This window comes from Pseudomonas pseudonitroreducens (assembly GCF_021603645.1).
In the GTDB taxonomy this organism is placed as follows: domain Bacteria; phylum Pseudomonadota; class Gammaproteobacteria; order Pseudomonadales; family Pseudomonadaceae; genus Pseudomonas; species Pseudomonas pseudonitroreducens.
The window spans coordinates 83,224-107,790 of the sequence record NZ_BQHJ01000016.1; the positions used below are offsets into that span (position 1 = coordinate 83,224).

General features: G+C 65.1%; 21 protein-coding genes. 13 read left to right on the plus strand and 8 right to left on the minus strand.

Annotated features, from left to right (window positions below; translation table 11 throughout):
- Window positions 1-63 precede the first annotated feature (63 nt).
- The 5 genes from L6D89_RS29705 to L6D89_RS29725 all read left to right on the plus strand — a co-directional run bounded on the left by L6D89_RS29705 (window position 64) and on the right by L6D89_RS29725 (window position 3,441).
- Entirely contained in the window at window positions 64-873 is an 810-nt protein-coding gene (locus L6D89_RS29705) for an SUMF1/EgtB/PvdO family nonheme iron enzyme (RefSeq protein WP_236202027.1), read from the plus strand.
- 66 nt (window positions 874-939) lie between these two features.
- Complete coding sequence (locus L6D89_RS29710) at window positions 940-1,668, plus strand: Crp/Fnr family transcriptional regulator (RefSeq protein ID WP_236173693.1); 729 nt, start codon at window positions 940-942, stop codon at window positions 1,666-1,668.
- A gap of 111 nt (window positions 1,669-1,779) precedes the next feature.
- Window positions 1,780-2,463, plus strand: coding sequence for an iron-sulfur cluster repair protein YtfE (gene ytfE, locus L6D89_RS29715; protein ID WP_236202028.1), 684 nt, complete (start codon window positions 1,780-1,782; stop codon window positions 2,461-2,463).
- A gap of 108 nt (window positions 2,464-2,571) precedes the next feature.
- On the plus strand, window positions 2,572-3,255 hold the full coding sequence (locus L6D89_RS29720) for a Crp/Fnr family transcriptional regulator (RefSeq protein ID WP_236202029.1): 684 nt from the start codon (window positions 2,572-2,574) through the stop codon (window positions 3,253-3,255).
- Window positions 3,256-3,258: 3 nt separating this feature from the next.
- On the plus strand, window positions 3,259-3,441 hold the full coding sequence (locus tag L6D89_RS29725; RefSeq protein WP_236202030.1) for a protein DnrP: 183 nt from the start codon (window positions 3,259-3,261) through the stop codon (window positions 3,439-3,441).
- A gap of 211 nt (window positions 3,442-3,652) precedes the next feature.
- Here L6D89_RS29725 and L6D89_RS29730 read toward each other — a convergent pair whose 3' ends face one another.
- The 6 genes from L6D89_RS29730 to L6D89_RS29755 form a co-directional block, all read right to left on the minus strand.
- Window positions 3,653-5,500, minus strand: coding sequence for a nitric oxide reductase activation protein NorD (locus tag L6D89_RS29730; RefSeq protein ID WP_236202031.1), 1,848 nt, complete (start codon window positions 5,498-5,500; stop codon window positions 3,653-3,655).
- A 66-nt stretch (window positions 5,501-5,566) separates the two neighbouring features.
- The gene (locus tag L6D89_RS29735; RefSeq protein ID WP_236202077.1) at window positions 5,567-6,994 is read right to left on the minus strand and encodes a cbb3-type cytochrome c oxidase subunit I; all 1,428 of its coding nucleotides are present in this window, start codon (window positions 6,992-6,994) and stop codon (window positions 5,567-5,569) included.
- On the minus strand, window positions 6,994-7,434 hold the full coding sequence (locus tag L6D89_RS29740; RefSeq protein ID WP_045213987.1) for a c-type cytochrome: 441 nt from the start codon (window positions 7,432-7,434) through the stop codon (window positions 6,994-6,996). The genes L6D89_RS29735 and L6D89_RS29740 overlap by 1 nt, the downstream gene beginning before the upstream one ends.
- 113 nt (window positions 7,435-7,547) lie before the next feature.
- Window positions 7,548-7,796 carry a cytochrome C oxidase subunit IV family protein gene (locus tag L6D89_RS29745; RefSeq protein ID WP_236202032.1) on the minus strand — a complete coding sequence of 83 codons (249 nt, stop codon included), beginning with the start codon at window positions 7,794-7,796 and terminating at the stop codon, window positions 7,548-7,550.
- Complete coding sequence (locus L6D89_RS29750; RefSeq protein ID WP_236202033.1) at window positions 7,793-8,383, minus strand: cytochrome c oxidase subunit 3; 591 nt, start codon at window positions 8,381-8,383, stop codon at window positions 7,793-7,795. The genes L6D89_RS29745 and L6D89_RS29750 overlap by 4 nt, the downstream gene beginning before the upstream one ends.
- A complete protein-coding gene (locus L6D89_RS29755) occupies window positions 8,367-9,164 on the minus strand; it encodes a CbbQ/NirQ/NorQ/GpvN family protein (protein WP_236202034.1) in 798 nt (265 codons plus the stop codon). The genes L6D89_RS29750 and L6D89_RS29755 overlap by 17 nt, the downstream gene beginning before the upstream one ends.
- 200 nt (window positions 9,165-9,364) lie before the next feature.
- Between L6D89_RS29755 and L6D89_RS29760 the strand changes: the two genes are divergently transcribed.
- The 7 genes from L6D89_RS29760 (at window position 9,365) to L6D89_RS29790 (ending at window position 17,435) form a co-directional block, all read left to right on the plus strand.
- On the plus strand, window positions 9,365-9,676 hold the full coding sequence (locus L6D89_RS29760; protein WP_236173679.1) for a c-type cytochrome: 312 nt from the start codon (window positions 9,365-9,367) through the stop codon (window positions 9,674-9,676).
- 75 nt (window positions 9,677-9,751) lie between these two features.
- A complete protein-coding gene (gene nosR / locus L6D89_RS29765) occupies window positions 9,752-11,899 on the plus strand; it encodes a transcriptional regulator NosR (RefSeq protein WP_236202035.1) in 2,148 nt (715 codons plus the stop codon).
- A gap of 27 nt (window positions 11,900-11,926) precedes the next feature.
- The gene (gene nosZ, locus L6D89_RS29770; protein ID WP_236173675.1) at window positions 11,927-13,834 is read left to right on the plus strand and encodes a TAT-dependent nitrous-oxide reductase; all 1,908 of its coding nucleotides are present in this window, start codon (window positions 11,927-11,929) and stop codon (window positions 13,832-13,834) included.
- 59 nt (window positions 13,835-13,893) lie between these two features.
- Window positions 13,894-15,171 (plus strand): nitrous oxide reductase family maturation protein NosD, encoded by a 1,278-nt coding sequence (locus tag L6D89_RS29775; protein ID WP_236202036.1) that lies wholly within the window; start codon window positions 13,894-13,896, stop codon window positions 15,169-15,171.
- On the plus strand, window positions 15,168-16,076 hold the full coding sequence (locus tag L6D89_RS29780) for an ABC transporter ATP-binding protein (RefSeq protein ID WP_236202037.1): 909 nt from the start codon (window positions 15,168-15,170) through the stop codon (window positions 16,074-16,076). The genes L6D89_RS29775 and L6D89_RS29780 overlap by 4 nt, the downstream gene beginning before the upstream one ends.
- Window positions 16,073-16,897, plus strand: coding sequence for an ABC transporter permease (locus L6D89_RS29785; protein ID WP_236202038.1), 825 nt, complete (start codon window positions 16,073-16,075; stop codon window positions 16,895-16,897). Before L6D89_RS29780 ends, L6D89_RS29785 begins: the two co-directional genes overlap by 4 nt.
- Before the next feature lie 16 nt (window positions 16,898-16,913).
- Window positions 16,914-17,435, plus strand: a complete 522-nt coding sequence (locus L6D89_RS29790; protein WP_236202039.1) for a nitrous oxide reductase accessory protein NosL — start codon at window positions 16,914-16,916, stop codon at window positions 17,433-17,435.
- On the opposite strand, the gene L6D89_RS29795 is transcribed toward L6D89_RS29790, so the two are convergent.
- Complete coding sequence (locus tag L6D89_RS29795) at window positions 17,429-20,278, minus strand: EAL domain-containing protein (RefSeq protein ID WP_236202040.1); 2,850 nt, start codon at window positions 20,276-20,278, stop codon at window positions 17,429-17,431. The two genes, L6D89_RS29790 and L6D89_RS29795, sit on opposite strands and share 7 nt — an antisense overlap.
- A gap of 175 nt (window positions 20,279-20,453) precedes the next feature.
- On the opposite strand from L6D89_RS29795, the gene uvrD reads away from it, so the two are divergent.
- The gene (gene uvrD, locus L6D89_RS29800) at window positions 20,454-22,634 is read left to right on the plus strand and encodes a DNA helicase II (protein ID WP_236202041.1); all 2,181 of its coding nucleotides are present in this window, start codon (window positions 20,454-20,456) and stop codon (window positions 22,632-22,634) included.
- 13 nt (window positions 22,635-22,647) lie between these two features.
- On the opposite strand, the gene L6D89_RS29805 is transcribed toward uvrD, so the two are convergent.
- Window positions 22,648-24,555 carry a sulfatase family protein gene (locus tag L6D89_RS29805; RefSeq protein ID WP_236202042.1) on the minus strand — a complete coding sequence of 636 codons (1,908 nt, stop codon included), beginning with the start codon at window positions 24,553-24,555 and terminating at the stop codon, window positions 22,648-22,650.
- Window positions 24,556-24,567 lie beyond the last annotated feature (12 nt).

A 24,567-nucleotide genomic window follows, 5' to 3' on the forward strand; every position in this document is an offset into this window, starting at 1 on the left:
CACCGGGGCCGGCCTTCCTCTTCCGGCCAGGCCTCGCCCTGGCAAGCAGCGGATGATGCAAGCATGCGCAAGGCAACCCTGATCGGCGTGCTCATCACACTCCTGATCGGCGCCGTCGCTCTCTATCTAGGCTCCCGTTACGACACGGGTCTGGCCCCGGAAACGGTGAAACTGGTGGAACGCGAGTTCTCCTTCCGACCGGCCGGCGACTACTGGCAGGAAAACCGCTCGATAGATTCCCCCTCGACCAGCGAACGCCTGCAACCACGCTTCGAGGTGATGAAGTACCAGGTCAGCCAAGCTGAATATGCCCGTTGCGTGAGCGATGGTGACTGCCTGCCGCTCAGCGAGGGCACGCCCCGCGACGACCTGCCGCGGACCGGCGTCAGCCTGCTGGATGCGCAGTTCTACGCCGACTGGCTGTCCAGGCGCACTGGTCAGAACTGGCGCCTGCCCACCGACCAGGAGTGGGCGTTCTTCGCCGGTTCGCGCTGGGCCGACGACGCCTTGCGCATCGACGACGACGGCAGCAATCCGGCACGGCGCTGGTTGGCACGCTACAGCTTCGAAGCGAAAACCCGCACCACCGACTCGGCCCAGGCACAACCCCGGGGTAGCCACGGCCTCAATGAGTTCGGCGTGGCCGACCTGGGCGGCAATGTCTGGGAATGGACCCGGAGCTGCCATCAGCGGGTCAACCTGGATGCCCAGGGTGGCCAGGTCAGCCGAGTCGAGGCCTGCTCGATCCGCATCGCCGAAGGCAAGCACCGCGCCGCCATCAACGACTTCGTCCGCGACGCGCGCGGCGGCGGATGTGCCGCCGGGCAGCCACCGGACAATCTGGGCTTCCGGCTGGTCAGAGACATCCCTTGATCCCTCTCAAGTTTCGCCGCGACCTTTAACGGCTATGCTGCGGCAGGCCCTCCGGGAATCGCTGCCGTGACCGCCAATACCGCTCTCAACCGCGCCTGGCTGGCCAGCTTGCCACCATTCGCCAATTGCAGTCGTGAGGAACAGGACTCCATCCTCCGCCAGGCCAGCATCTTGCGCCTGGTCAACGGAGTTGCCGTGTTCGAACAGGGCGCTCCGGCAACCTGCTTCTATCTGCTGGTGCACGGCCGGCTAAAAGCCACCCAGCTCACCGGAGATGGCCAGCGCGTGCTGGTACGGGTGGTCAATCCTGGGGATCTTTTCGGTTTCGTCCGTGCCCTGGGTCTGAGCGACTATCCGGCCACCGCAATCGCCAGCCAGGACAGCCTCGTCCTGGCCTGGCCCACCAACCAGTGGGAACCGCTGCTGGCCCGCCACCCCGGCTTCGCTCTGAACACCGTGCAGGCCATCGGCGAGCGCCTGCAGGAAGCCCACGTACGCTTCTGCGAACTGGCTACCGAAGAAGTCGAGCGACGTGTCGCCCACACGGTGCTGCGACTGGTCCAGCAATCCGGTCGACCGGAGGCCGATGGCATTCGCATCGACTTTCCGGTTACGCGCCAGGACATCGCCGAAATGTCCGGAACTACCCTGCACACCGTCTCGCGCATCCTCAGCGCCTGGGAGGATCGCGGCCTGGTCATCGGCGGTCGGCAGAAGCTGCTGGTGCGCAATCCGCAGCAGCTGATGCTGGTGGCCGGCGGCAGCGAGCGGGACGTGGCGGCCGAGAACGCTTGACTGCAATCAAGGAGCCAGTCGCGCGACCTTCCCTAGACTGCCCGCCTCCTTGCCAAGACTGACGGCCACGACGACTGCGGCCGCCGTGCCCCACTCCACCCGAGGCCCGCCATGACCAATCACCTCACCGAGCGCACCCTGAGCGACCTGGCCTTCAGCCTGCCGGGCAGCGCCGCGCTGTTCCACGACTACAAGCTCGATTTCTGCTGCGCCGGCCAGCGCAGCCTGCGCGACGCGGCCAACGAGCAAGGCCTGGACGCCGAACGCATCGCCGAGGAACTGCTGGCGTTGCCGCCTGCAGAAGAAATGAATGTGCAGTGGATCGATTGGCGCCTGACCAGCAACGACCAGTTGATCGACCATATCCTCGAGCGCTACCACACGGTCCACCGCCAGCAATTGCCGGCGCTGATCCCGTTGGCCGAGCGCGTCGAAAAGACCCACGCTGCGCACCCGCTATGCCCAGTCGGCCTGACCGCACACCTGAAGAAGATCCAGGAAGAGCTCGAATGGCACATGTGCAAGGAGGAAAGCGTGTTGTTCCCCTGGCTGCGCCAGGGAATCCCGCTGACTCACGTACAGGGTCCGATCGGCGTGATGCGCCATGAGCACGACGAACACTCGCAGTCCCTCGCCGTGCTGGCCGACCTGACCGACGACCTCACGGTACCGGCGGACGGCTGCAACAGTTGGCGCCGCCTCTACAGCGGCCTGGAAGAGCTGCGTCGTGACCTGATGCAGCACATCCACCTGGAGAACAACCTGCTGTTCCTGGGCGCCAATCATCCGGCCTGATGGCCGGACCTGGAGCCAGGAGGGCGACCAGTGACAGCTTGTCTCACCACGCTGCCGAACAGCATCGCGCATACTGGCAGGATTGTCCCCGCCCAGGAGCGCTCCGCCATGCTCGCGCATCGCGTCCACCACCAGATTCTGTGCGGCCACCACCTGTTCAACGTGCTCAACGAGGAACAGTTGGAGCAGCTGCTTGCCACCAGCACGCTGCTCAATCTGGAGAAGGGCGACAAGCTGTTCCTCCAGGGCGAGCCGGCCCATGCGTTCTACTTCGTGATTGCCGGCGCGGTAAAGATCTACCGCCTGACTCCGGAAGGGCAGGAAAAGGTGCTGGAGGTCGTCGGCAGCCGGCAGACCTTCGCCGAAGCCATGATGCTGATGGATACCCCCGACTACGTGGCCTCGGCCCAGGCGCTGGAGCCTACGCAGGTCTACCGTTTCGCCAACCGCACCTACATGGAGCTACTGCACAGCAACCCGCAGTTGCCCTTCTCGCTGCTCGCCACCCTCTGCGTGCGCCTGCACCGGCGGATCAACGAGATCGAGACGCTGTCGCTTAAGAACTCCACCCACCGCGTGGTTCGCTACCTGATCACCCAACTCAACCGCCAGGGAAACGAGGAGCGGCGCTTCGAGCTGCCGATGGCCAAGCAACTGGTGGCCGGGCACCTGTCGATCCAGCCGGAGACCTTCTCCCGAGTACTGCGACGACTGATCGACGAGAAGATCATCGACCTTAACGGGCGCATGGTTCAGGTGCTCGACGTCGCACGGCTGGAACAGTTCGAGTAGGCCATGCGCCAGTGTCTGTACTGTCAGCACGAGAACCCCGAGGACACTGCGGATTGCTCGCAGTGCGGGATGCCCCTGCCAGTGGGCCAGGAGCTGGCGAAGCAGCGCAGGCTGCGACGCTTTGCCTGGTACTGCGCCATTCTCGCGCTGTTCTGCGGGGTGATGATGCTCTGGTTGCCGCGCTGAGCCCCGCTCGCCTTTGTTCTTCGTAGGACCGAGGGGGCGCCTGGCCCTTGCTCGCGAACCTGGCGCCGCTGCGGGATTCGGTTCGCGAGCAAGCTCGCTCCTACAGAGTGTGCCATCAGCCCCGTAGCTTCGTAGGGCGCATAACGCCCCAGGCGTTATCCGCCGTGGCGGATGAAGCGTTCCGCTTCATTCGCCCTACATTCCTTGCTGGTCATCCCTGGCGGCGGGTGAGCTGCCGATACAGTTGCGGCAACTGCACCGGCAATTGCGCCGGGTCATTGATCAACAGATAACCCTGGCTGCCGAACAGGTGCGGCAGGTAATCCGCGGCCTCGCGGTCGATGGTGATGCAGAACGGCACCAGCCCTGCGCGACGAGCCTCAAGCACCGCCTGGCGGGTGTCTTCGACACCGTAGCGCCCTTCATACAAATCCAGATCATTGGGCTTGCCGTCGGTGAGGATCAACAACACGCGCTGGCGCTCCTTGCGCTCCAGCAACAGCTGCGTCGCCCGGCGGATTGCCGCGCCCATGCGTGTGTAGTAGCCGGGGCGCAGCGCACGGATGCGTCCGCGCACGATGTCGTTGTGGCGCTCGTCGAAAGTCTTCAGCTGGGTCATGCGTACCTGCTGGCGACGCAACGAGGAGAAGCCGTACAACGCAAAGCGATCGCCTGCCGCCTGCAGCGCCTCGCCAAACAACAAGAGGCTGTCGCTGATCAGGTCGATCACTCGATGATCATTGTCGATGTGCGCGTCGGTGGACATCGACAGGTCCGCCAGCAACAGGCACGCCAGGTCACGGCGGGTCTGCCGACGCTCGAGGAAGAGCCCTGGTTCACTGCAGGCACCCAGGCGTCTTTCAACGCTGAAGTCCAGCCAGGCTTCCAGATCCAGCTCCGCACCCTGGGGTTGCCGCCGCAGCCACTGCGGCTGCTGGCGCAGGCTCTCGAACTGCCGTCGCAGGCGGCGCGCGATGGGTGCCAGGGCATCTGGCAACGGCGCGGGCGTAGCGTCCCAGGGCAGCATCGGCTGCAGACAGACGTAGTCGTCGATCAGTTGCTGGCGGCGATAATCCCATTCAGGCAGGCGGATGCCTTCGCCCAGCGGTACGTCATCGAAGTCGGCGGCTGGCAGATCGAGGTCGAGCCTCAACCCGCCACCCTTCTTCTGCCGCTGTCGGGACATGCTCAGGTGGTCGAGGTCATCGGCGACCTTCGCAGCGTCCAGGTCTTCGCTGTCGTCACCGGCCCGATCCAGCTCGATATGCTCGGACCAACTGAACAGATTCTCCAGACGGAACAACAGCAAGCCACCGCGGCCCGGGTCCTGTCCGACCCGCTCGGCGCGCTTGCGCGCCAGGCCCTTGGCCTCGCTGTGCGCGGAGCGGCCCTGCTCGTCGCCGTCGATCAGATCGGTGTGCTGGGGCGCGGCCAACCGTTGCGGTGGATAGAGCCATAGCGGCACTGGCCAGGGTGCCTTTTCGCTGCGCGGCAGATGCTCGACGCTGCCCGGATCGCGCAGTGCCTGTTGCAGCGCCAGCTCCAACTCCGCTTCGGCGGGCGGTAGGTCACCGGCATCGGGACGCAGGCTAAGCAGCGCTTCCACCAGCCGACGGTAGCGCGGACGCAGCAACGGGTAGCGCTCCAGTACGGAGCAGGTCCAGGCCTGGTTGTCGCGTGCCCAGTGGCGCATCGGCTGGCTGTGGGCGGCGAGCAGCGCCAACCAGCGGTAAAGCTCGCGATTCAGCTCCGGGTCGGGAAACACCGCCAGTTGTGCCGGCAAGCGCAGCGAATCAGCGTCAAACCAGGCCACCGGCAATTGCTGGCAGGTACCGGCGACCTGTTGCAGCAGACTGCGTCGCACCAGCAACTCACGCGCACTGGCCGCCTCCACACCGACACCGGCCTCGCCACCGGTACCGCGGAACAGCAGCAGCAGACTGCGCCGCACCTCGTCCAGGGACACGGCGGCTTCCTCGAACTCGGGGCTGGCGCGGCGCGTGATGAAACGGTGCCAGACGCGGCCGAAGCCTTCTTCGATTTCGAGGTGGATGGTCATGACGCCCCCTGCAGAACGAAAAAGGGCCCGCCGCAAAGCGGTCGGGCCCGGGGTGGAAGGTATCGATCAGCCCGCCTGGGTCGCACCGGAGGCGACCGCAACGCGACCGCGTTGGCGGAAGCTCAGCAGGTAGCAGATCAGCCCGATGAAGAAGCCGACGCCGCAGTACAGGCGCAGCCAGAAGAAGATCTTCAACTGCTCGACCGTGGCCATGAACGGCATGGCGGCGCCATCGGCCGGCATACGTTGCAGCCAGACCTGGACGATGCCGGCGGCGGTGAGCATCAGAGTGATCAGCAACATGGAGATGGTCATCAGCCAGAAGCCCCAGATTTCCAGGCTCTGTGCACGCGCATCAGGTGCTTCGCCAATGCCCCGCAGGCGCGGCATGGCGTAGCTGATCATGGTCATCACGATCATTGCGTAGGCACCATAGAAGGCCAGGTGCCCGTGGGCCGCGGTCAGCTGCGAGCCGTGGGTGTAGAAGTTCACCGGGGCCAGGGTGTGCAGGAAGCCCCACACGCCAGCGCCGAGGAAGGCGGTGACGGTAGTGCCCAGGGCCCATAGTGCGGCAGCCTTGTTCGGGTGCTCGCGACGACGACGGTTAACCATGTTGAAAGCGAACAGCACCATGGCGAAGAACGGCAGTGGTTCCAACGCCGAGAAGATCGATCCCAGCCATAACCAGACTTGTGGTGCGCCAATCCAGAAGAAGTGGTGACCAGTCCCGATGATGCCGGTGATCAGCGCCATGGCGATGATGACGTAGAGCCACTTTTCCACGACCTCGCGGTCGACGCCGGTGATCTTGATCAGCACGAAGGCCAGCATCGCACCCATGATCAGTTCCCACACGCCTTCCACCCAAAGGTGCACGACCCACCACCAGTAGTACTTGTCGCGCGACAGGTTTTCCGGGTTGTAGAAGGAGAACAGGAAGAACACCGCCAGGCCGACCAGGCCGGTCATCATCACGACGCTGACCGCGGTCTTGCGGCCCTTGAGCATGGTCATGCCGATGTTGAAGAGGAAACCCAGCGCCACCACCACGATGCCCATCTTGGTGATCGTCGGTTGTTCGAGGAACTCGCGCCCCATGGTCGGCAGCAGCTCGTTGTGGGTCAGCCTGGCCAGGCCCGCATAAGGCACCAGCAGGTAGCCCAGGATGGTCAGCACGCCGGCGATGGCAAACACCCAGAACAGCACCATGGCCAGTTTCGGGCTGTACAGTTCGCGATCGGCCTCCTCGGGGATCAGGTAGTAGGCCGCGCCCATGAAGGCGAACAGCAACCAGACGATCAACAGGTTGGTATGCACCATCCGCGCGACGTTGAACGGGATGGCCGGGAACAGGAAGTCGCCGACCACGTACTGCATGCCCATGATCAGGCCGAAGATGATCTGCCCGACGAAAAGCATCAGGGCGAACACGAAGTACGGCTTGGCCACCGACTGCGAGGCGAATTTCAGATAGGGATTGCCCGGGTTCATCATCAACCCTCCTTGTTTGGCGGCCATTTGTTGGTGTCGATCTTCGATGTCCACAACAGGAACGCCGCAAGATCGGTGACCTCCTGGTCGCTCAGATGGAACTGCGGCATCTGCCGGCGACCGGGCACGCCCAGCGGCTGCATCTTCATCCAGGCCGCAAGGAAGCTGCCGAAAGCCGCGTCACCGCCACGGCGCACCGCGACGTTGCCCAGTTCCGGCGCGAAGTAGGCACCTTCACCGAGGATCGAGTGGCAACCCACGCAGTTGTTCTGCTCCCACACCAGCTTGCCGCGCACCACCGACTCGGTGAGCTCACTCTGGTTGGTGCGCTTGGGGAAGGTGGTTTCGGTGTGATAGGTCAGCGCGAGGAACACCAGGAAGAAGAAAACGCCTCCTCCCAGGTAGATGTTCCTCGCCATCCCTTTGGTAAATGTCTCTGACATGGGGCCCTCCTAGGTCACGGTCGGTGCCATTGTAGGAATCGCCCCCAGGCGTCTCGCTTGATGGCAATCAAGAAAGACCAATGCTTCCAGTCAGGTATTTTTCCGATTAAAAATCAGTGAGTTGCGTGGAGCGCCAGAATCACACCGGTCATCACCAGCGGCCAGCCAAACAGCAGCGATTGCCAGAGGCGCGGACCATGGTTCAGCTCCATGAAGCGCAGCACGATGATCCAGGCCTTACCCAGGCCCAGCAACAGGATCGCAGCCACCGACAGCATGGCCTCGGGCGCCTGGTGGCCCAGCCGGACAGCGCTGACCGACATCGGCAGCATCAGCAGCCAGGCGAGCAGCAGCGTCCTCATGAGCCAGGCGCCAATACGTAGACCAGCGGGAACAGCACGACCCAGACCAGGTCGACCATGTGCCAGTAGAGCGCGCCGGACTCCAGGCCGCCCAGGGCCTCGCTGCGGTAGGCGCGGCGCTGGCAGCGCAGCGTCATCCAGGCAAGGATCACCAAGCCCAGCAGCACGTGGAGGAAGTGAAAGCCGGTGATCAGCCAGAACAGCGTGAAGAAAGTGCTGAACTCCAGGTCCAGCCCGCGCGACGCGAGATGGTGGTACTCGGCGGACTTCAGCACGACATGGGCAAGCCCGAGCAGCACGGCACTCCCCAACAGGGCCGCGGCGATCCGCTGGCGCCCTCGGCGCACCTGCTCCACCGCCAGCGCCGCGCAGAAACCGGCGGTCAGCAGTGTCAGGGTCAGCGCCAGCGCAGTCGACAGGTCCAGCTGCGCGCGGCCGGCACGGAAGCCCTCGGCGTTCAGCTGTTGGGCCACAGCGAAGACGATGATGAGGATGGCGAAGACGGTCAGTTCGGCAAGGATGAACAACCACATCGCCAGATCGCCCGGCAGGCGCCGGGCGCTGATCGCTTCAGGCGAAGTGGACATCGACCAGGTCCATCAGCGCAGCGACCGTGGCCTCGTCGTCCGACAGCGGCTCGGCGAGCCCGGCGCGGCAAGCGTCGCGCGGTAGCACGCCGGCCTGTAGCAGACGCGCAGTCAGCACCAGCAGGCGCGTCGAGCAGACCTCCTCCAGCTCCTGCCGCCCCAGCCGCCGCAGGGCCACGCCCAGTTGTGCCAGGCGCTGTGCCAGCTCGAAGGAAACTCCGGCCTCGCGGGCGATGATGCCGGCTTCCATCTCCGGCGTCGGGTAATCGAAACGCAGGGCAACGAAGCGCTGGCGAGTACTGGGCTTCATGCCCTTCAGCAGGTTCTGATAACCAGGGTTGTAGGACACCACCAGCATGAACCCCGGCGGAGCCACCAGGGATTCGCCGGTGCGTTCGATGAACAGTTCGCGGCGGTCATCCGCCAGGGGGTGCAGCACCACGACGGTGTCCTGCCGCGCTTCCACCACCTCGTCCAGGTAGCAGATGCCGCCCTCACGCACCGCTCGGGTCAGCGGGCCGTCCTGCCACCAGGTACCGTCGCTGCCGATCAGGTGGCGACCGACCAGGTCCGCAGCCGACAGGTCATCGTGGCAAGCCACGGTGTACAGCGGCAGGTTAAGGCGCTGCGCCATGTGCTGGACGAAACGCGTCTTGCCACAACCGGTGGGGCCCTTGATCAGCACCGGCATGCCGTGCGCGGACGCGTGGGTGAACAGCGCCACCTCATTGCCTGAAGGCTGATAGAAGAGCGGCGGAGCGTTCTGCGCAGGGGCATTCATGACAGGCGAGTCTCGGTAGGAAGTTTCGGATGGCAAGCTATCCAGCGCGACGCATTGCCTCAAGGACGGCGCTGGAAGTTCTTGATTGGCATCAAGCGGAAGCCGCACGGGCCGCTCCTAGAATCGCCACAGACGCCGGGCGGGAAGCCGGCGAAAACGATCGGCGCCTCGAAGCGCCAAGCCTGTGAGGAGTGACGTTCATGAACAAAGCCCTGGTAGCCCTGCTGTTCGGCGGCATGCTGGTCCAGACAACCGCGATGGCCAGCACCGGTGAGGAGCTGTTCAAGGCGAAGGTTTGCGTGGCCTGCCATTCGATCGACAAGAAGCTCGTCGGCCCCGCCTTCCATGACGTCGCTGCCAAGTATGGTTCGCAGGCCGATGGCATCGCCCATATCACCAAGAGCATCACGACCGGCAGCAAGGACAACTGGGGGCCAATCCCCATGCCGGCCAACGCCGTGACTCCGGAAGAAGCCAAGACCCTGGCCGAGTGGATCGTCACCCTCAAGTGACCCCGCGCGTGAGATCGGCGCCCACCGCCTTCTGACGCAGTTCTGCCCACTCGGGCAATCGAGGAAGGAGCCCCCATGGTGGGCGTTCGCGAGCTGTTCAGGACCCTGGTCGGCTGTCTGTTGCTGATGGCTGGCCTCGCGGCCCACAGCGGGGAACTCAGTGACCTGGAGCGCACGCGCATCCAGCAGGTATTTCCCCAGGCCGACCACATCGGCGAGCCCGAAGGAGAGTACGGCGTGCGGCGCCTGACCCACGGCGATACGCTGCTGGGCTACGCCTTCCAGAGTATCCGTGTCACCCACATGCCCGCCTATTCGGGCAAGCCGATCAACATCCAGGTGATCCTTGATCCGCAGGCGGTGATTCGCGACAGCTATGTCCTCGAACACCACGAACCGATCCTGCTGATCGGCATTCCCGAAGAGAAACTCCACGCCTTCACCGCCGGCTATTCCGGACTGCGCGCCGACCAGCGCGTCGCCGTGGGCCGTTCCGGCGATCCCCAGACGGTGACGATAGATGCGGTGGCCGGGGCCACCGTGACCGTCATGGTGGTCAACGAGATCATCATGCGCGCCGCCCGCACCGTGGCGGTCTCCTTGAAGCTGATCAAGGACAACGGCCAGGTCAGGCCCAAGCCCGCCATCGTCCGCGCCGATTTCTACCAGCCCGCGAGCTGGAACGAGCTGTTGGGCAACGGTGCGATCCGCCGGTTGAAGCTGACCCATGGCCAGATCGATGCCGCCTTCAAGGGTACCGTCGCCGAAAAGGCGAGCCCGGCTTACGACACCGAGCAACGCGAGGAGACCTTCATCGATCTCTACACCGCCCTGCTCGATCCGCCCTCCATCGGCCGCAACCTGCTGGGCGAGAAGCAATACAAGGAGATGCTGGAATCGTTGCGCCCAGGCGAGCACGCGATAGCGATACTGGGCACCGGCCAGTACTCGTTCAAGGGTTCGGGCTACGTGCGCGGCGGCATTTTCGATCGGGTGCAGATTCGCCAGTTCGGCGACATCCTGAGTTTCCGCGACCTCGACTACCAGCGCCTGTCGGACACCTATGCCGAAGGCATGCCGCACTTCACCGAGATGGCAATCTTCACCATCCGTGCCGCGCAGCGCTTCGACCCAGGCACGCCCTGGGATCTGGAGCTGCTGGTGCGGCGCCAGACCGGCCCCGTGGAAAGCCTGTTCACCACCTTCGACCTGGGCTACCAGACGCCCGAGGCCTACCTTGACCGACCACAGCCCACGGCCGCGGAACTCGAAGCACTGGAAGACGCCAAGCGGCCGATGTGGCTGCGCATCTGGTACCAGAAGAGCTTCCAGATCGGCGTGCTGCTCAGCGCCCTGGGGCTGCTCGCGGTGATCCTGTTCCTGCAGGACAACCTGGCACGCCGCCCCCAACTGCTGCACTGGCTACGCCGCGGCTACCTGCTGTTCACCCTGGTCTACATCGGCTGGTACTGCCTGGGGCAGCTCTCGATAGTCAACGTGCTGACGTTCGTCCACTCGCTGTTCGAAGGCTTCCGCTGGGAGCTGTTCCTCATCGATCCGCTGCTGTTCATCCTCTGGACCTTCACCGCCGCCAGCATCCTGCTCTGGGGGCGCGGCGTCTTCTGCGGCTGGCTCTGCCCGTTCGGCGCCCTGCAGGAGCTGCTCAATGAGGCTGCGCGCAAGCTCCGGGTGCCGCAGTACGAATTGCCCTTCGCCGTCCACGAGCGGCTCTGGGCGATCAAGTACATCGTCCTGCTGGTGCTGTTCGGCCTCTCCCTCGAGTCACTGTCCACCGCCGAGCGCTTCGCCGAAGTCGAGCCTTTCAAGACCGCCATCACCCTGCACTTCGACCGCCAGTGGTGGTTCGTCGCCTACGTGCTGGTGCTGCTGGTCATCAACCTGTTCACCCGCAAGGTCTATTGCCGCTACGTCTGCCCGCTCGGTGCGGCGCTGGCGATCCCCGGCAAGGCCCGCCTGTTCGACTGGCTCAAGCGGCGCAAGGAATGCGGCCAGCCGTGCCAGCTGTGCGCCAAAGAGTGCGAGATCCAGGCCATCCACCCTGACGGACGGATCAACGCCAACGAGTGCCACTACTGCCTCGACTGCCAGATGACCTACCACAACGAAAACAAGTGCCCACCGCTGGTGAACAAGCGCAAGAAACGCAGCAAGCGCGGGGCTGCCAGCGACGACGACCAGCTGATTGCGGTGCAACAGATCTGACTATTTGCCTTCAGGAAGGAGCAGGAAATGACTGACAAGAAACAGCCACACGACGAGATCGCCGGGCTCAGCCGGCGAGGGTTCCTCGGTGCCTCGGCAGTGACAGGCGCAGCGGCGCTGGTCACCGCCGGTTCGATGGGCGCCTTCACCTCTCGCGAGGCCTGGGCCGATGCCGTCAAGTCAGCCCAGGACAAGGTCCACGTCGCCCCCGGCGAACTGGACGAGTATTACGGGTTCTGGAGTGGCGGCCACTCGGGCGAGGTGCGCGTGCTGGGCATCCCGTCGATGCGCGAGCTGATGCGCATCCCGGTGTTCAACACCGACTCGGCCACCGGCTGGGGGCTGACCAACGAGAGCAAGCGCATCCTCGGTGACAGCGCCCGCTTCCACAACGGCGACTGCCACCACCCGCACATCTCGATGACCGACGGCAAGTACGACGGCAAGTACCTGTTCATCAACGACAAGGCCAACAGTCGCGTCGCGCGTATCCGCCTGGACGTGATGAAGTGCGACAAGATCACCACTATTCCCAACGTCCAGGCCATCCACGGCCTGCGCCTGCAGAAGGTGCCACACACCAAGTACGTGTTCTGCAACGCCGAGTTCATCATTCCGCACCCCAATGACGGCTCCAGCTTCGACATCTCCGGCGACAACGCCTTCACGATGTACAACGCGCTGGATGCCGAGACCATGGAGGTGGCCTGGCAGGTCATCGTCGACGGCAACCTCGACAACAGCGACATGGACTACACCGGCCGCTTCACCGCCTCCACCTGCTACAACTCGGAGAAGGCCACCGATCTGGCCGGCATGATGCGCAACGAGCGCGACTGGGTCGTGGTATTCGACGTCCCGGCGATCGAGAAGGAGATCCAGGCCAAGCGCTTCATCACCCTGGGCGACAGCAAGGTCCCGGTAGTCGATGGCCGCAAGAAGGACGGCAAGGACAGCGCCGTCACCCGCTACATCCCGGTGCCGAAGAACCCGCACGGCCTCAACACCTCGCCGGACGGCAAGTACTTCATCGCCAACGGCAAGCTCTCGCCTACCTGCAGCATCATCGCCATCGACAAACTGCCCGATCTGTTCGCCGACAAGCTCAAGGACCCGCGCGATGTCATCGTCGGCGAGCCGGAACTGGGCCTCGGACCACTGCACACCACCTTCGACGGGCGCGGCAATGCCTACACCACGCTGTTCATCGACAGCCAGTTGGTGAAGTGGAGCATTGCAGACGCGATTCGCGCCTACACAGGCGAAAAGGTCGACTACATCCGCCAGAAGCTCGACGTGCAGTATCAGCCGGGACACAACCACGCGACACTGACCGAGACCCGCGAGGCCGACGGCAAGTGGATCGTCGTCCTCAGCAAGTTCTCCAAGGACCGCTTCCTGCCCACCGGACCGTTGCATCCGGAAAACGACCAGTTGATCGACATCTCCGGCGACGAGATGAAACTGGTACATGACGGCCCCACCTTCGCCGAGCCGCACGACTGCATCCTGGCCCGCCGCGACCAGATCAAGACGCGCAAGATATGGGCGCGCGACGATCCGTTCTTCGCCGAAACCGTGGCGCAGGCCAAGCGCGATGGCATCAACCTGATGCAGGACAGCAAGGTCATCCGCGACGGCAAGAAGGTCCGCGTGTACATGACCTCGACCGCCCCCACCTACGGTCTCACCGAGTTCACCGTGAAGCAGGGCGACGAAGTCACCGTCACCATCACCAACCTGGACGAGATCGAAGACGTCACCCACGGCTTCGTCATGGTCAACCACGGCGTGAGCATGGAGATCAGCCCGCAGCAGACCTCTTCCATCACCTTCACCGCCGACAAGCCCGGCCTGCACTGGTACTACTGCAGCTGGTTCTGCCATGCGCTGCATATGGAAATGGTCGGCCGCATGCTGGTGGAAAAAGCCTGACGAGAAGGCCCCTGGCCCCGCCGGCAGCCGCTGGCGGGGCATCGACGAAAAGGTGTTGCATGGGACCATCCAGGCCTGGACTGGCGCTGTTGCTACTGCTCGCGACAAGCGCCCAAGCGCAGCCAAAGCCACAGCCTCAAGCCATCGACCAACTGCCGCTGCAGCTCGATGGCGACATTCGCACGCTGCCAGCCGGCACCTACCACGGCTCCTTTGCCATCGACCACCCGCTGCACCTGCGCTGCGAGCCTGGCGCCCTGATCGACGGGCAGGGCACGGGCAGCACGCTGCACGTGCGGGTACCCGGCGTCACCATCGAGAACTGCACCCTGCGCAACTGGGGGCACGACCTCACCGCCATGGACGCGGCAATCTTCATCGACCAGGCGGCGCGCGGCACCGTGGTACGCGGCAATGACCTGCAGGGCGCCGGCTTCGGTATCTGGCTCGATGCCGTGGCCGACGTGCAGATACTCGACAACCGAATCCAGGGTGACCCGGGCGTGCGCTCCCAGGACCGCGGCAACGGTATCCACCTCTATGCCGTGAAGAACGCCCTGGTGCGCGGCAACCAGGTCCGCCAGACCCGCGACGGCGTCTACATCGACACCTCCAACGACAGCACCATCGAAGCCAACCTCTTCGAAGACCTGCGCTACGGCGTGCACTACATGTTCACCCATAACAGCCGCGTCATCGGCAACACCACCCGGCACACCCGCACCGGCTACGCGCTGATGCAGAGCCGCAAGCTCACCGTGGTCGGCAACCGCTCGGTAGACGACCAGAACTACGGCATCCTGATGAACTACATCACCTACTCCACCCTCACCGGCAACCGCGTCGAAGCCGTGCGCAGCGGCGATGGTGGCGGCGACGCGATGATCGCCGGCGCCGAAGGCAAGGCCCTGTTCATCTACAACTCGCTGTTCAATCGCATCGAGGACAACCGCTTCGAAAGCAGCGCCCTGGGCATCCACCTGACCGCCGGTTCGGAGGACAACCGCATCGCCGGCAACGCCTTTGTCGGCAACCGCCAGCAGGTCAAGTACGTGGCCAGCCGTACCCAGGAGTGGTCCGTCGATGGGCGCGGCAACTACTGGAGCGACTACCTGGGCTGGGACCGCAATGCCGACGGCATCGGCGACGTCGCCTACGAGCCCAATGACAAGGTCGACCAACTGATGTGGATGTACCCGCAGGTGCAGTTACTGATGACCAGCCCTGCCATCGAATTGCTGCGTTGGGTCCAGCGCGCCTTTCCCGTCACCCGTCCGCCCGGCGTGCGCGACAGCTTCCCGCTGATGCGTGCGCCTGATCTGGAGGCGCAACCATGAACCCTGTGGATATCCGCGACGCTAGCCTGGCCTACGGTGGTTTCACCGCGCTGGATGGACTGGACCTGCAACTGGGCGCCGGCGAAGTCCTCGGCCTGCTGGGACACAACGGTGCCGGCAAGACCACCACGATCAAGCTGATCCTCGGCCTGCTGCGGCCGACCCAGGGCAGCGTGCGTGTTTTCGGCCAGTCTCCCAGCGAGCCGACGGTGCGCCAGCGCATCGGTTTCCTGCCGGAAAACGTGACGTTCTATCCACAGCTCAGTGGCCGTGAAACGTTGCTGCACTTCGCCCGGCTCAAGGGTGCCCGGCCCTCCGAGGCGGACGAGTTGCTCGAGCAGCTCGGCCTGAGCCACGCCGCGCAACGCCGGGTGAAAACCTATTCCAAAGGCATGCGCCAGCGCCTCGGCCTGGCCCAGGCGCTGCTCGGCCGGCCACAACTGCTGCTGCTCGACGAACCCACAGTCGGCCTCGATCCATTGGCCACCATCGAGCTGTACCAGTGGCTGGACCGTCTGCGCGCACAAGGCACCGGCATCATCCTCTGCTCGCACGTGCTGCCCGGCGTGGAATCACATATCGACCGTGCCGCGATCCTTGCCAAGGGCCGGCTGCTCACCGTCGGCAGCCTGGCCGATCTACGCCGCGACGCCGGCCTGCCGGTGCGCATCCGTTTTGCCGGCAGCCCCGACGGCGACTGGCCGCGGCGCTGGCGCACCGCCGGCCACGGAGTCGCCGCCCTGGATGGTCGGCGCCTGGAGCTGCGGGTCACGGAAGAACGCCAGCACGAGGTGCTCAGCGTGCTGCTCGCCGAGCGCGCACAGGAACTCGAAGTGCTGCCGCCTTCACTGGAGGACCTCTATCGCCATCACATGCAGAGCACGCAAGCGGGAGCCCCGGCATGAACCCGATCTGGAACGTCGCCCGCAAGGAACTGGCCGATGGCCTGCGCAATCGCTGGCTGCTCGCCATCAGCCTGCTGTTCGCGCTGCTCGCAGTCGGTATCGCCTGGCTGGGCGCGGCCGCCAGCGGCCAGGTGGGCTTCACTTCCTTACCGGCGACCCTCGCCAGCCTGACCAGCCTGGCTACCTTCCTGATGCCTCTGATCGCCCTGCTGCTGGCCTACGACGCCATCGTTGGCGAGGAAGAAGGCGGCACCTTGCTGCTCCTGCTCACCTATCCACTGGGGCGCGGGCAACTGCTGATCGGCAAGTTTCTCGGCCACGGGCTGATCCTCGGCCTTGCCACGCTGCTGGGCTTCTCCGCCGCGGCGCTGGCCATTGCCGTGCTGGTACCCGGCATCCCGCTGGGGCAGCTGCTGGGCTCCTTCGGCCGCTTCATCCTGTCGTCCTGCCTGCTGGGCTGGACCTTCCTGGCCATGGCCTACGCGTTGAGCGCGCGGGTCAGCGAGAAGTCCACCGCCGCGGGCCTCGCCCTGGGCGTGTGGTTCTTCTTCGTGCTGCTGTTCGACCTGGCCCTGCTCGCCCTTCTGGTGATCGGCAAGGGCCAGCTCAGCGCCAACCTGCTGCCCTGGCTGTTGTTACTCAACCCCACCGACCTGTACCGGCTGATCAACCTGCCCGGCTTCGGTTCCGAGCTGGGAGGCGTGCTGACCCTGGGTCGCGATCTCAGCGTTCCCGTTGCCGGGCTCTGGCTGGCGCTGTGCGCCTGGACCCTGGCCGCACTGGCACTGGCTTATGCGCTGTTCCGCCGGCGACCGATCTGATTCGAGGAGTTTCCCCATGCTGCATTTCCGCTCACTTCGCCTCGGCCTCGCTGCCGGGCTTCTCTCCCTGCTGCTCGGCGGTTGCGACGATGCAGCCCAACAGAACGCAGACCTGGGCCCGGTACCCTTCAAGGAGGGTGAGGAATGTCACGTCTGCGGCATGGTCATCAGTGACTTCGCAGGGCCGAAGGGCGAAGCCGTGGCTCCCGGCGCCGTGCACAAGTTTTGCTCCACCGCCGAGCTGCTGGGCTGGTGGCTGCAGCCGGAGAACCAGCACAGCGGCGCACGCCTGTATGTGCACGACATGGCCCGCAGCGACTGGAACCATCCCGATGACCGCCACCTGATCGACGCCACCAGCGCCTTCTATGTGGTTGGGGTGAAACGTCCCGGCGCCATGGGCGCTACCCTCGCGTCATTCTCCGAACGCGCGGACGCAGAACGCATGGCCAACGCCGAGGGCGGACGGGTGCTGGGTTTCAGCGAGATCGACCAGAGCGTGCTGCAGGGCGTATCGGGTGACCACCTGCATCATTGAGCCAGTCGGTCGCTTCTCTCCAGCAGCGCCAGGCAGGCATCCGCCGGCACCGGCTGGCTGATCAGGTAACCCTGGATCTCATCGCAGCCGTGAGCCCGCAGGAAACGCAATTGCTCGGCATGCTCGACGCCTTCGGCTACCACCTTCAACTCCAGGCTGTGCGCCATGGCGATGATTGCCCGGGTGATGGCCGCGTCCTCGCCACGTTCCGACAGATCGCGGATGAAGGTCTGGTCGATCTTCACGTAATCCACCGGGAAGCGCTTCAGGTAGCTGAGCGAGGAATAGCCGGTACCGAAGTCGTCGATGGCTAGCTTCACACCCATTTCGCGCAGTTGGCGGAAGGTCGTGGTAACGCTTTCGACGTTGTCCAGCAGCTGGCTTTCGGTGAGTTCGAGCTCCAGCAGGTGCGATGGCAGGCCGGTCTCTTCCAGCACAGTGCGCACCAGGTCGACCAGGTTGCCGGTGCGCAGCTGGTGCACTGACAGGTTCACCGATACCCGCAACTCGCGACCCCGAAGCTGCCACGCACGGGCCTGCTGGCACGCACGGCGCAGGACGAATTCGCCGATGGCACCGATCAACCCGGTTTCCTCGGCCAGGCCGATGAAATCCCCGGGCGGCACCATGCCCATTTCCGGGTGGCGCCAGCGCACCAGCGCCTCGGCGCTGTCCAGGCGTTCGTTGGCCAGGTTCAGCTTGGGCTGGTAGTGCACGTCCAGCTGGCCCTCGTCGATGGCCTTGCGCAAGCGGGTTTCCAGCTGCAGGCGCTCCAGGGTGCAGGCCTGCAGGTTGTCGGTGAAGAACTGGAAGGTATTGCCGCCCAGGTGCTTGGAGTGCTGCATGGCCATGTTCGCCTGGCTCATCAGCGCGGAAATTTCCCAGGCGTTGTCCGGCAGCAGGCTGATGCCTACCGAGGCGCTGACCACCAGTTCGTGGCCGCCTACGGTCATCGGGGTGCGCAGCTTGGCCAGCAGTCGACTGGATAGCCGCGCGAGCGCGGCGAGGCTGGCATAGGAGTCGATCAGCACGGCGAACTCGTCACCGGACAGCCGGGCGATGGTGTCGGCCTCGGGTACCGTCTGGGTCATGCGCCGCGACATCTGCCGCAGCAGTTGGTCGGCAACCTCATGACCAAGGCTGTCGTTGAGCAGCTTGAAGCGGTCCAGGTCGATCAGCAGCAACGCCGCCGTGCGGCCCTCCTGGCGCGCGCGCTGGCTGGCCTCGTGCAGCCGCTCCTTGAACAGCGCGCGGTTGGCCAGCCCGGTAAGTTCGTCGTAATGCGAGAGGTAACGCAGGCGCTCCTCGGCATCGCGGCGGGCAGTCAGGTCGGCGAAGAAGCCAACGACGTGGGTAACCTGGCCGCGGCCGTCGCGCACCACGTTCAGTTGCAGCCACTGGGGGTAGAGCTCGCCGTTCTTGCGCGTCTCGATCAACTCGCCCTGCCAGGTACCCTGGCGTTCCAGCTCGGTGCGGATCGACTGGTAACGCCGCAGTGCCTCCGAGGAGCCCATCAGACGCGCGACGTTATGCCCCAGCACATCCTCGCGACGGTAGCCGGTGAGGCGGGTGAAAGCCTCGTTGAGGGCAATCAGCCGGTAATCCGGGTCGAGGATGATGATGCCCTCACTGGCGGCCTCGAATACCGTCGCCGCCAGGCGTTGTTCTTCCTCGCGCTGCTTGCGGGTGGAAATGTCGGCGCGGGTGCCGACCATCCGCGTGACCTGCCCGCGAGCATCGCGCTCCATCACCCGGCCGCGATCCTCGACCCACACCCAATGACCGGCGGCGTGGCGCACCCGGTATTCGATGCGGTAGCCGTCGGTACGGCCCTTGAGATGCTCGACCAGGGCCCGGCGCAGCAGCGGCAGGTCATCGGGATGCAGGCGCGGGCGCAGATCGTTGCGCACGCTCTTCACCGCCGCCTGGGTCAGCCCGAAAATCTCCTCCAGATGGGAGTGGTGCACCTCGTCGGTCAACAGGTTCCAGTCCCACAGGCCCAGTTCGCTGGCTTCCAGCGCCAGGGCCAGGCGCGCCTCGGTGTGGCTGAGCTTGGCACTACCCGCTTCCACCCGCTCCTGCAGCGCGTCGCGGGCGCGGCAGAGCTCGCGTTCGGCACGGCGGCGCTGCTCGACTTCACGCTCCAGGTCCTGGTTCAGCGCCTCGGTCTGCGCCTTGGCGTGCTCCAGATGCGCCACCAGCGCCTGGGCCTGGAAACGCCGCAGCAGGCCGACATGCACTACCCGGTGGATCTGCCAGGCCACCACCAGCAGCGCGGCCAGGAGAATCACCCCCAACACGCCCCAGCCCTGCTGCAGCGGGTTGGCGCTGATCAACAAATAGGCAATCGAGGGAAACAGACAAGGCAGGGCGAAGGTGAGAAAGGCCGGCAGGCTGACCGCGTAGGCGACGCTGGCGGACAGGATGGCCGCGGCGATCAGGCCGAACACCAGGGATTGCTGGAGGAACGCGTCCGGCGGAACCAGGGCGATGGCGGCAAACGCCAGGGTCAGGCCCGAGGCGCCGGCGCCGAACAGGAAGGTGCGCTGCCAGTGCGGGCTGGCCTGGCGCTCGGCGGAAGCGGCATTGAAGGCGGACACCTGGATCAGCCGCAGCACGGCCAGCAGCACCAGCCAGATCAACCAGCCGGCGAGCAGCCCCGGCTGCACGTAATCCCACAACAGACCGGCGCAGGCCAAACCGTTGAGCAGCATGAGCAGGGTCGGTACCCGCGAGCCCTGATACAGCAGGCGCGTGCGTTCGACGGCAATTTCGTGAGCATACTGCTGGCGGATCTCGGCATGGCTCACCGGGATCGCCGAAGGCTCTACATAAGCGGTCATAGGCGTTTTTCTTGTAGGTTCTGGCCTAGGCGTCGGCGGAGCATACCCGAGGAGGTAGCCCCACCCAAGCAGGATGATGGCAATTGGCTGCGCGCCCTCCCAACTTTCGTCGGGAAGACGCCGGACAGCGGCCCGGTTTGCCGGGGAAAACCGCCCGTCGGTAGAATGCCGCCCCATGAACGATGACATCTCCTACCTGCTCAACTCCCTCAATGACCCGCAGCGCCAGGCCGTGGCCGCGCCGCTGGGGCGCCAGCGCGTGCTCGCTGGCGCCGGGTCCGGCAAGACCCGCGTGCTGGTGCACCGTATCGCCTGGCTGATCCAGGTCGAGAACGCCTCGCCGCACAGCATCCTGGCCGTGACTTTCACCAACAAGGCCGCCGCCGAGATGCGCGCGCGGATCGAGCAGTTGCTGGGGATCAACCCGGCCGGCATGTGGGTCGGCACCTTCCACGGCCTGGCGCACCGCCTGCTGCGCGCGCACTGGCAGGAAGCCGGGCTGCCGGAGAACTTCCAGATCCTCGACAGCGACGACCAGCTGCGTCTGGTCAAGCGCGTGGTGCGCGAGATGGGCCTCGACGAGCAGCGCTGGCCGCCGCGCCAGGCGCAGTGGTTCATCAACGGGCAGAAGGACGAGGGCAACCGCCCGCAGAACATCCAGGCCGGTGGCGACCTGTACCTGTCGACCATGGTCAGCGTCTACCAGGCCTACGAAGACGCCTGCGCTCGCGCCGGGGTGGTCGACTTCGCCGAGTTGCTGCTGCGCTCGCTGGACCTCTGGCGCGATCGCCCAAGCCTGCTGGAGCATTACCAGCGGCGCTTCCGTCACATCCTGGTGGACGAATTCCAGGACACCAACGCCGTGCAGTACGCCTGGCTGCGCTTCCTCGGCAAGGGCGGCGAGAGCCTGATGGTGGTGGGCGACGACGACCAGTCGATCTACGGCTGGCGCGGCGCGAAGATCGAGAACATCCAGCAGTTCGGCGATGACTTCGCCGGCACCGAGGACATCCGCCTGGAGCAGAACTACCGCTCCACCGCCACCATCCTCAAGGCCGCCAACGCGCTGATCGCCAACAACAGCGGGCGCCTGGGCAAGGAGCTGTGGACCGACGGCGTCGACGGCGACCCGATCACCCTGTATTCGGGCTTCAACGAGCACGACGAGGCGCGCTACATCGTCGAGACCATCGAGGATGCCCTGCGCAAGGACGGCTTGAAGCGCAGCGAAATCGCCATCCTCTACCGCTCCAACGCCCAGTCCCGGGTACTGGAAGAGGCGCTGCTGCGCGAGAAGATCCCCTACCGCATCTACGGCGGCCAGCGCTTCTTCGAGCGCGCCGAGATCAAGAACGCCCTGGCCTACCTGCGGCTGATCCGCCTGCGCGACGACGACGCCGCGCTGGAGCGGGTGATCAACGTGCCGCCGCGCGGCATCGGCGAGAAGACCGTCGAGGCGATCCGCAACGCTGCGCGCCTCAACGGCACCTCGATGTGGCGCGCGATCAACGACGTGATCGCCGCCAAGGCCGTGGCCGGTCGCGCTGCCAGCGCGCTGAACGGCTTCCTCGAGACCGTCGACCTGCTGGCGGTGAAGGTCGAAGGCCTGCCGCTGCACCAGATGGCCCAGATCGTCATCGAGCAATCCGGCCTGCTCACCTACCACAAGGAAGAAAAGGGCGAGAAAGGCCAGGCCCGGGTGGAAAACCTGGAAGAACTGGTCAGCGCCGCGCGCGCCTTCGAGACTCCGGACGACGAGGACACCCCGCCGCTGGTGGCCTTCCTCGACCACACCGCGCTGGAGTCCGGCGACACCCAGGCCGACGCCTTCGAAGACAGCGTGCAGCTGATGACACTGCACAGCGCCAAGGGCCTGGAATTCCCGCTGGTGTTCCTCGCCGGCATGGAAGAAGGCTTGTTCCCGCACAAGATGAGCCTGGAAGAACCCGGCCGTCTCGAGGAAGAACGCCGCCTGGCCTACGTGGGCATCACCCGCGCCATGCAGCGCCTGGTCATGACCTACGCAGAAACCCGCCGGCTGTATGGCAGCGAGACCTACAACAAGGTGTCGCGCTTCGTCCGCGAAATCCCGCCGAGCCTGATCCAGGAAGTACGCCTGTCCAACTCGGTAAGCCGGCCGCTGTCCGGCAACCAGCGCAGCGGCAGCCTGTTCAGCGGCGCCAGCGTACCGGACACTCCGTTCAGCCTCGGCCAGTCCGTACGTCACCCACTGTTCGGCGACGGCGTGATCCTCAACTTCGAAGGCTCCGGCGCCCAGGCGCGGGTGCAGGTGAACTTCGACAGCGAGGGCAGCAAGTGGCTGATGATGGGGTATGCGAAGCTGGAGGCGATCTAGGCCTCCAGGCTTCTCAGCGGGCGGCGGTGGCGCTCGGGCAGAGCGTCGCCTGCATGTCGTCCAGGCCGTAGCCGTCCAACTGCGGCAGCATGAACTTGTCCACCAGCAGCGGCTTGGCGATCCTGCCGGCGAATCGATCGGCACCGCTGGCGGAAGCGCCAATGTAGGTCGGATGCGCCAACGGCGCGGCGGTTTCCGGTCGCGGCATCGGCTCCTGGGACTGCAGGATGGCCTTGCCATTGAGGTAGACCGTCAGCGCGCCCTTTTCCGGCCCCGGGAACGGGAATTTCGAGTAGGGCTTCACGTTGAAGCTGGCCACCAGGGTATTGCACTGGCGATCCAGGACCAGTGGCTCGCTCTGCACGCGCAGCGGGCCACGCCACACTTCGATTCGCCCCTTCTCGATGGCCATGCCCCATAGCCCTTCCTGTTCGACCAGGACCTGCCGCGCGCCATCAAGCCGCGCCTTGCCCAATCCCAGCCCCAGGCTGTAGGCCCCGTGGACCGGCGCACGCTGGTAGTCGCGGCCGCTGAGGAACGCCGGTTTCCTGCCGGCGGCAGGGTGCCAGGTGAGGGGAATCGGTCGGTATTTCTGCTCCCAGCCACGCAGCAGGTTCATCGCTTCGTCGCGGCCTATCGGCTCAAAAGCCTCGGTCTTGGGAGCACTCCCCCCCAGCGGGCCGGTGACCGGATGGCTCTCCAGCTTGCCCAGCGTGGGCCGGTAGAACAGGCCACGCCCGGTGAGATGGCCGCCATAGGTCATGCCCCAGGTCATCACGTCCGCGGCCCAGTAGAGTGCATCGACCCTGGGCAGTGGCTGACCTTTGGCGATATAGCCCGACAGGTCGCGCCCGCTCAGCCCGGCCGGTGCCTTGCCGCCGGCCATGCCGACCAGCGTGGGATAAAGATCGGTAATGTGGCTGATGCCGGTGACGTCCGCGTTGCCACGATGGCCGGGCCAGAGCATCAGCAGCGGAGTGCGCACGCCACCTTCGAGATAGGTCATCTTGGTGCCGGTCAGCGGGAAATTGCTGTCGCGGGCCAGGTTCGGGCTGCCGTTGTCGCTGGTGAAAGCCACCAGGGTGTTATCCAACTGGCCACTGCTGCGCAGGCTGTCGAGCAGTCGGGCGACGTTGTGGTCCAGTTGCTTGAGCACCGCCAGATAACGGCCTTCATCGGTGTCCGGGAACTGGCTGCGGAAGGTTTCCGAAGGCTGGAACGGATGATGCGGCGAGAACAGCCACAGGTTGATGAACCAGGGCTTGCCGCCCGACCGGCCCTGCTTGATCAGCTCGATGGCACGGTCGGTGAGTATGTCGTCCAGATGCCCTTGATATTGCACGGGCGGACCGTCGTTGGTTTCCAGCCAGGGGTTGATGTAGGTCGGCGGGCCGTTCACCAGCTTGCCGTTCTTGTCCGGCCCGTGCAGCACGAAGTGGTTGAGCATGCCGAACCAGTCATCGAAACCGTGGTGGTTGGGCCGGATATCCAGGTATTCGATGGCCTCGCCGATGTGCCACTTGCCGATGTGATGGGTGCTGTAGCCCAGCCGCTTCAGCGACTCGGGCAAGGTCTGCAGGTCCGGCGATAGTCCAAGGCCGTTGGGCTCGAAGCCAATGCTGACCGGAGCACGCCCGGTGATCAGCGCCGCGCGGCTGACTGAGCAGGTACTGTCGGTATAGTGCTGGCGGAAGCGCAGCGACTGCCGGCTGAGCTCGTCGAGGGTCGGCGTGGGTGCCTTGCCATCGCCCCAGGCGCCAATGTCGTTGACGCCCAGGTCGTCGGTGAGGACGAACAGGATATTCGGTTTGGCGCCTTGATCCTGAGCATTGCTCACAGGGACCATGGCAAGCAGAATCAGCCAGGCAATGGCTAGTCGGGTCGTGAGCGCAGCTGCCGCTCGCGTGGAAAAGAACAACATTCAGTGAATTCC

What these genes read in the sequence shown, in the direction of transcription:
- L6D89_RS29705 (WP_236202027.1), top strand. Translation starts at nt 64, where the DNA reads ATGCGCAAGGCAACCCTGATCGGCGTGCTCATCACACTCCTGATCGGC.
- ytfE (WP_236202028.1), top strand. Translation starts at nt 1,780, where the DNA reads ATGACCAATCACCTCACCGAGCGCACCCTGAGCGACCTGGCCTTCAGC.
- L6D89_RS29720 (WP_236202029.1), top strand. Translation starts at nt 2,572, where the DNA reads ATGCTCGCGCATCGCGTCCACCACCAGATTCTGTGCGGCCACCACCTG.
- L6D89_RS29725 (WP_236202030.1), top strand. Translation starts at nt 3,259, where the DNA reads ATGCGCCAGTGTCTGTACTGTCAGCACGAGAACCCCGAGGACACTGCG.
- L6D89_RS29730 (WP_236202031.1), bottom strand. Translation starts at nt 5,500, where the DNA reads ATGACCATCCACCTCGAAATCGAAGAAGGCTTCGGCCGCGTCTGGCAC.
- L6D89_RS29735 (WP_236202077.1), bottom strand. Translation starts at nt 6,994, where the DNA reads ATGATGAACCCGGGCAATCCCTATCTGAAATTCGCCTCGCAGTCGGTG.
- L6D89_RS29740 (WP_045213987.1), bottom strand. Translation starts at nt 7,434, where the DNA reads ATGTCAGAGACATTTACCAAAGGGATGGCGAGGAACATCTACCTGGGA.
- L6D89_RS29745 (WP_236202032.1), bottom strand. Translation starts at nt 7,796, where the DNA reads ATGAGGACGCTGCTGCTCGCCTGGCTGCTGATGCTGCCGATGTCGGTC.
- L6D89_RS29750 (WP_236202033.1), bottom strand. Translation starts at nt 8,383, where the DNA reads ATGTCCACTTCGCCTGAAGCGATCAGCGCCCGGCGCCTGCCGGGCGAT.
- L6D89_RS29755 (WP_236202034.1), bottom strand. Translation starts at nt 9,164, where the DNA reads ATGAATGCCCCTGCGCAGAACGCTCCGCCGCTCTTCTATCAGCCTTCA.
- L6D89_RS29760 (WP_236173679.1), top strand. Translation starts at nt 9,365, where the DNA reads ATGAACAAAGCCCTGGTAGCCCTGCTGTTCGGCGGCATGCTGGTCCAG.
- nosR (WP_236202035.1), top strand. Translation starts at nt 9,752, where the DNA reads ATGGTGGGCGTTCGCGAGCTGTTCAGGACCCTGGTCGGCTGTCTGTTG.
- nosZ (WP_236173675.1), top strand. Translation starts at nt 11,927, where the DNA reads ATGACTGACAAGAAACAGCCACACGACGAGATCGCCGGGCTCAGCCGG.
- L6D89_RS29775 (WP_236202036.1), top strand. Translation starts at nt 13,894, where the DNA reads ATGGGACCATCCAGGCCTGGACTGGCGCTGTTGCTACTGCTCGCGACA.
- L6D89_RS29780 (WP_236202037.1), top strand. Translation starts at nt 15,168, where the DNA reads ATGAACCCTGTGGATATCCGCGACGCTAGCCTGGCCTACGGTGGTTTC.
- L6D89_RS29785 (WP_236202038.1), top strand. Translation starts at nt 16,073, where the DNA reads ATGAACCCGATCTGGAACGTCGCCCGCAAGGAACTGGCCGATGGCCTG.
- L6D89_RS29790 (WP_236202039.1), top strand. Translation starts at nt 16,914, where the DNA reads ATGCTGCATTTCCGCTCACTTCGCCTCGGCCTCGCTGCCGGGCTTCTC.
- L6D89_RS29795 (WP_236202040.1), bottom strand. Translation starts at nt 20,278, where the DNA reads ATGACCGCTTATGTAGAGCCTTCGGCGATCCCGGTGAGCCATGCCGAG.
- uvrD (WP_236202041.1), top strand. Translation starts at nt 20,454, where the DNA reads ATGAACGATGACATCTCCTACCTGCTCAACTCCCTCAATGACCCGCAG.
- L6D89_RS29805 (WP_236202042.1), bottom strand. Translation starts at nt 24,555, where the DNA reads ATGTTGTTCTTTTCCACGCGAGCGGCAGCTGCGCTCACGACCCGACTA.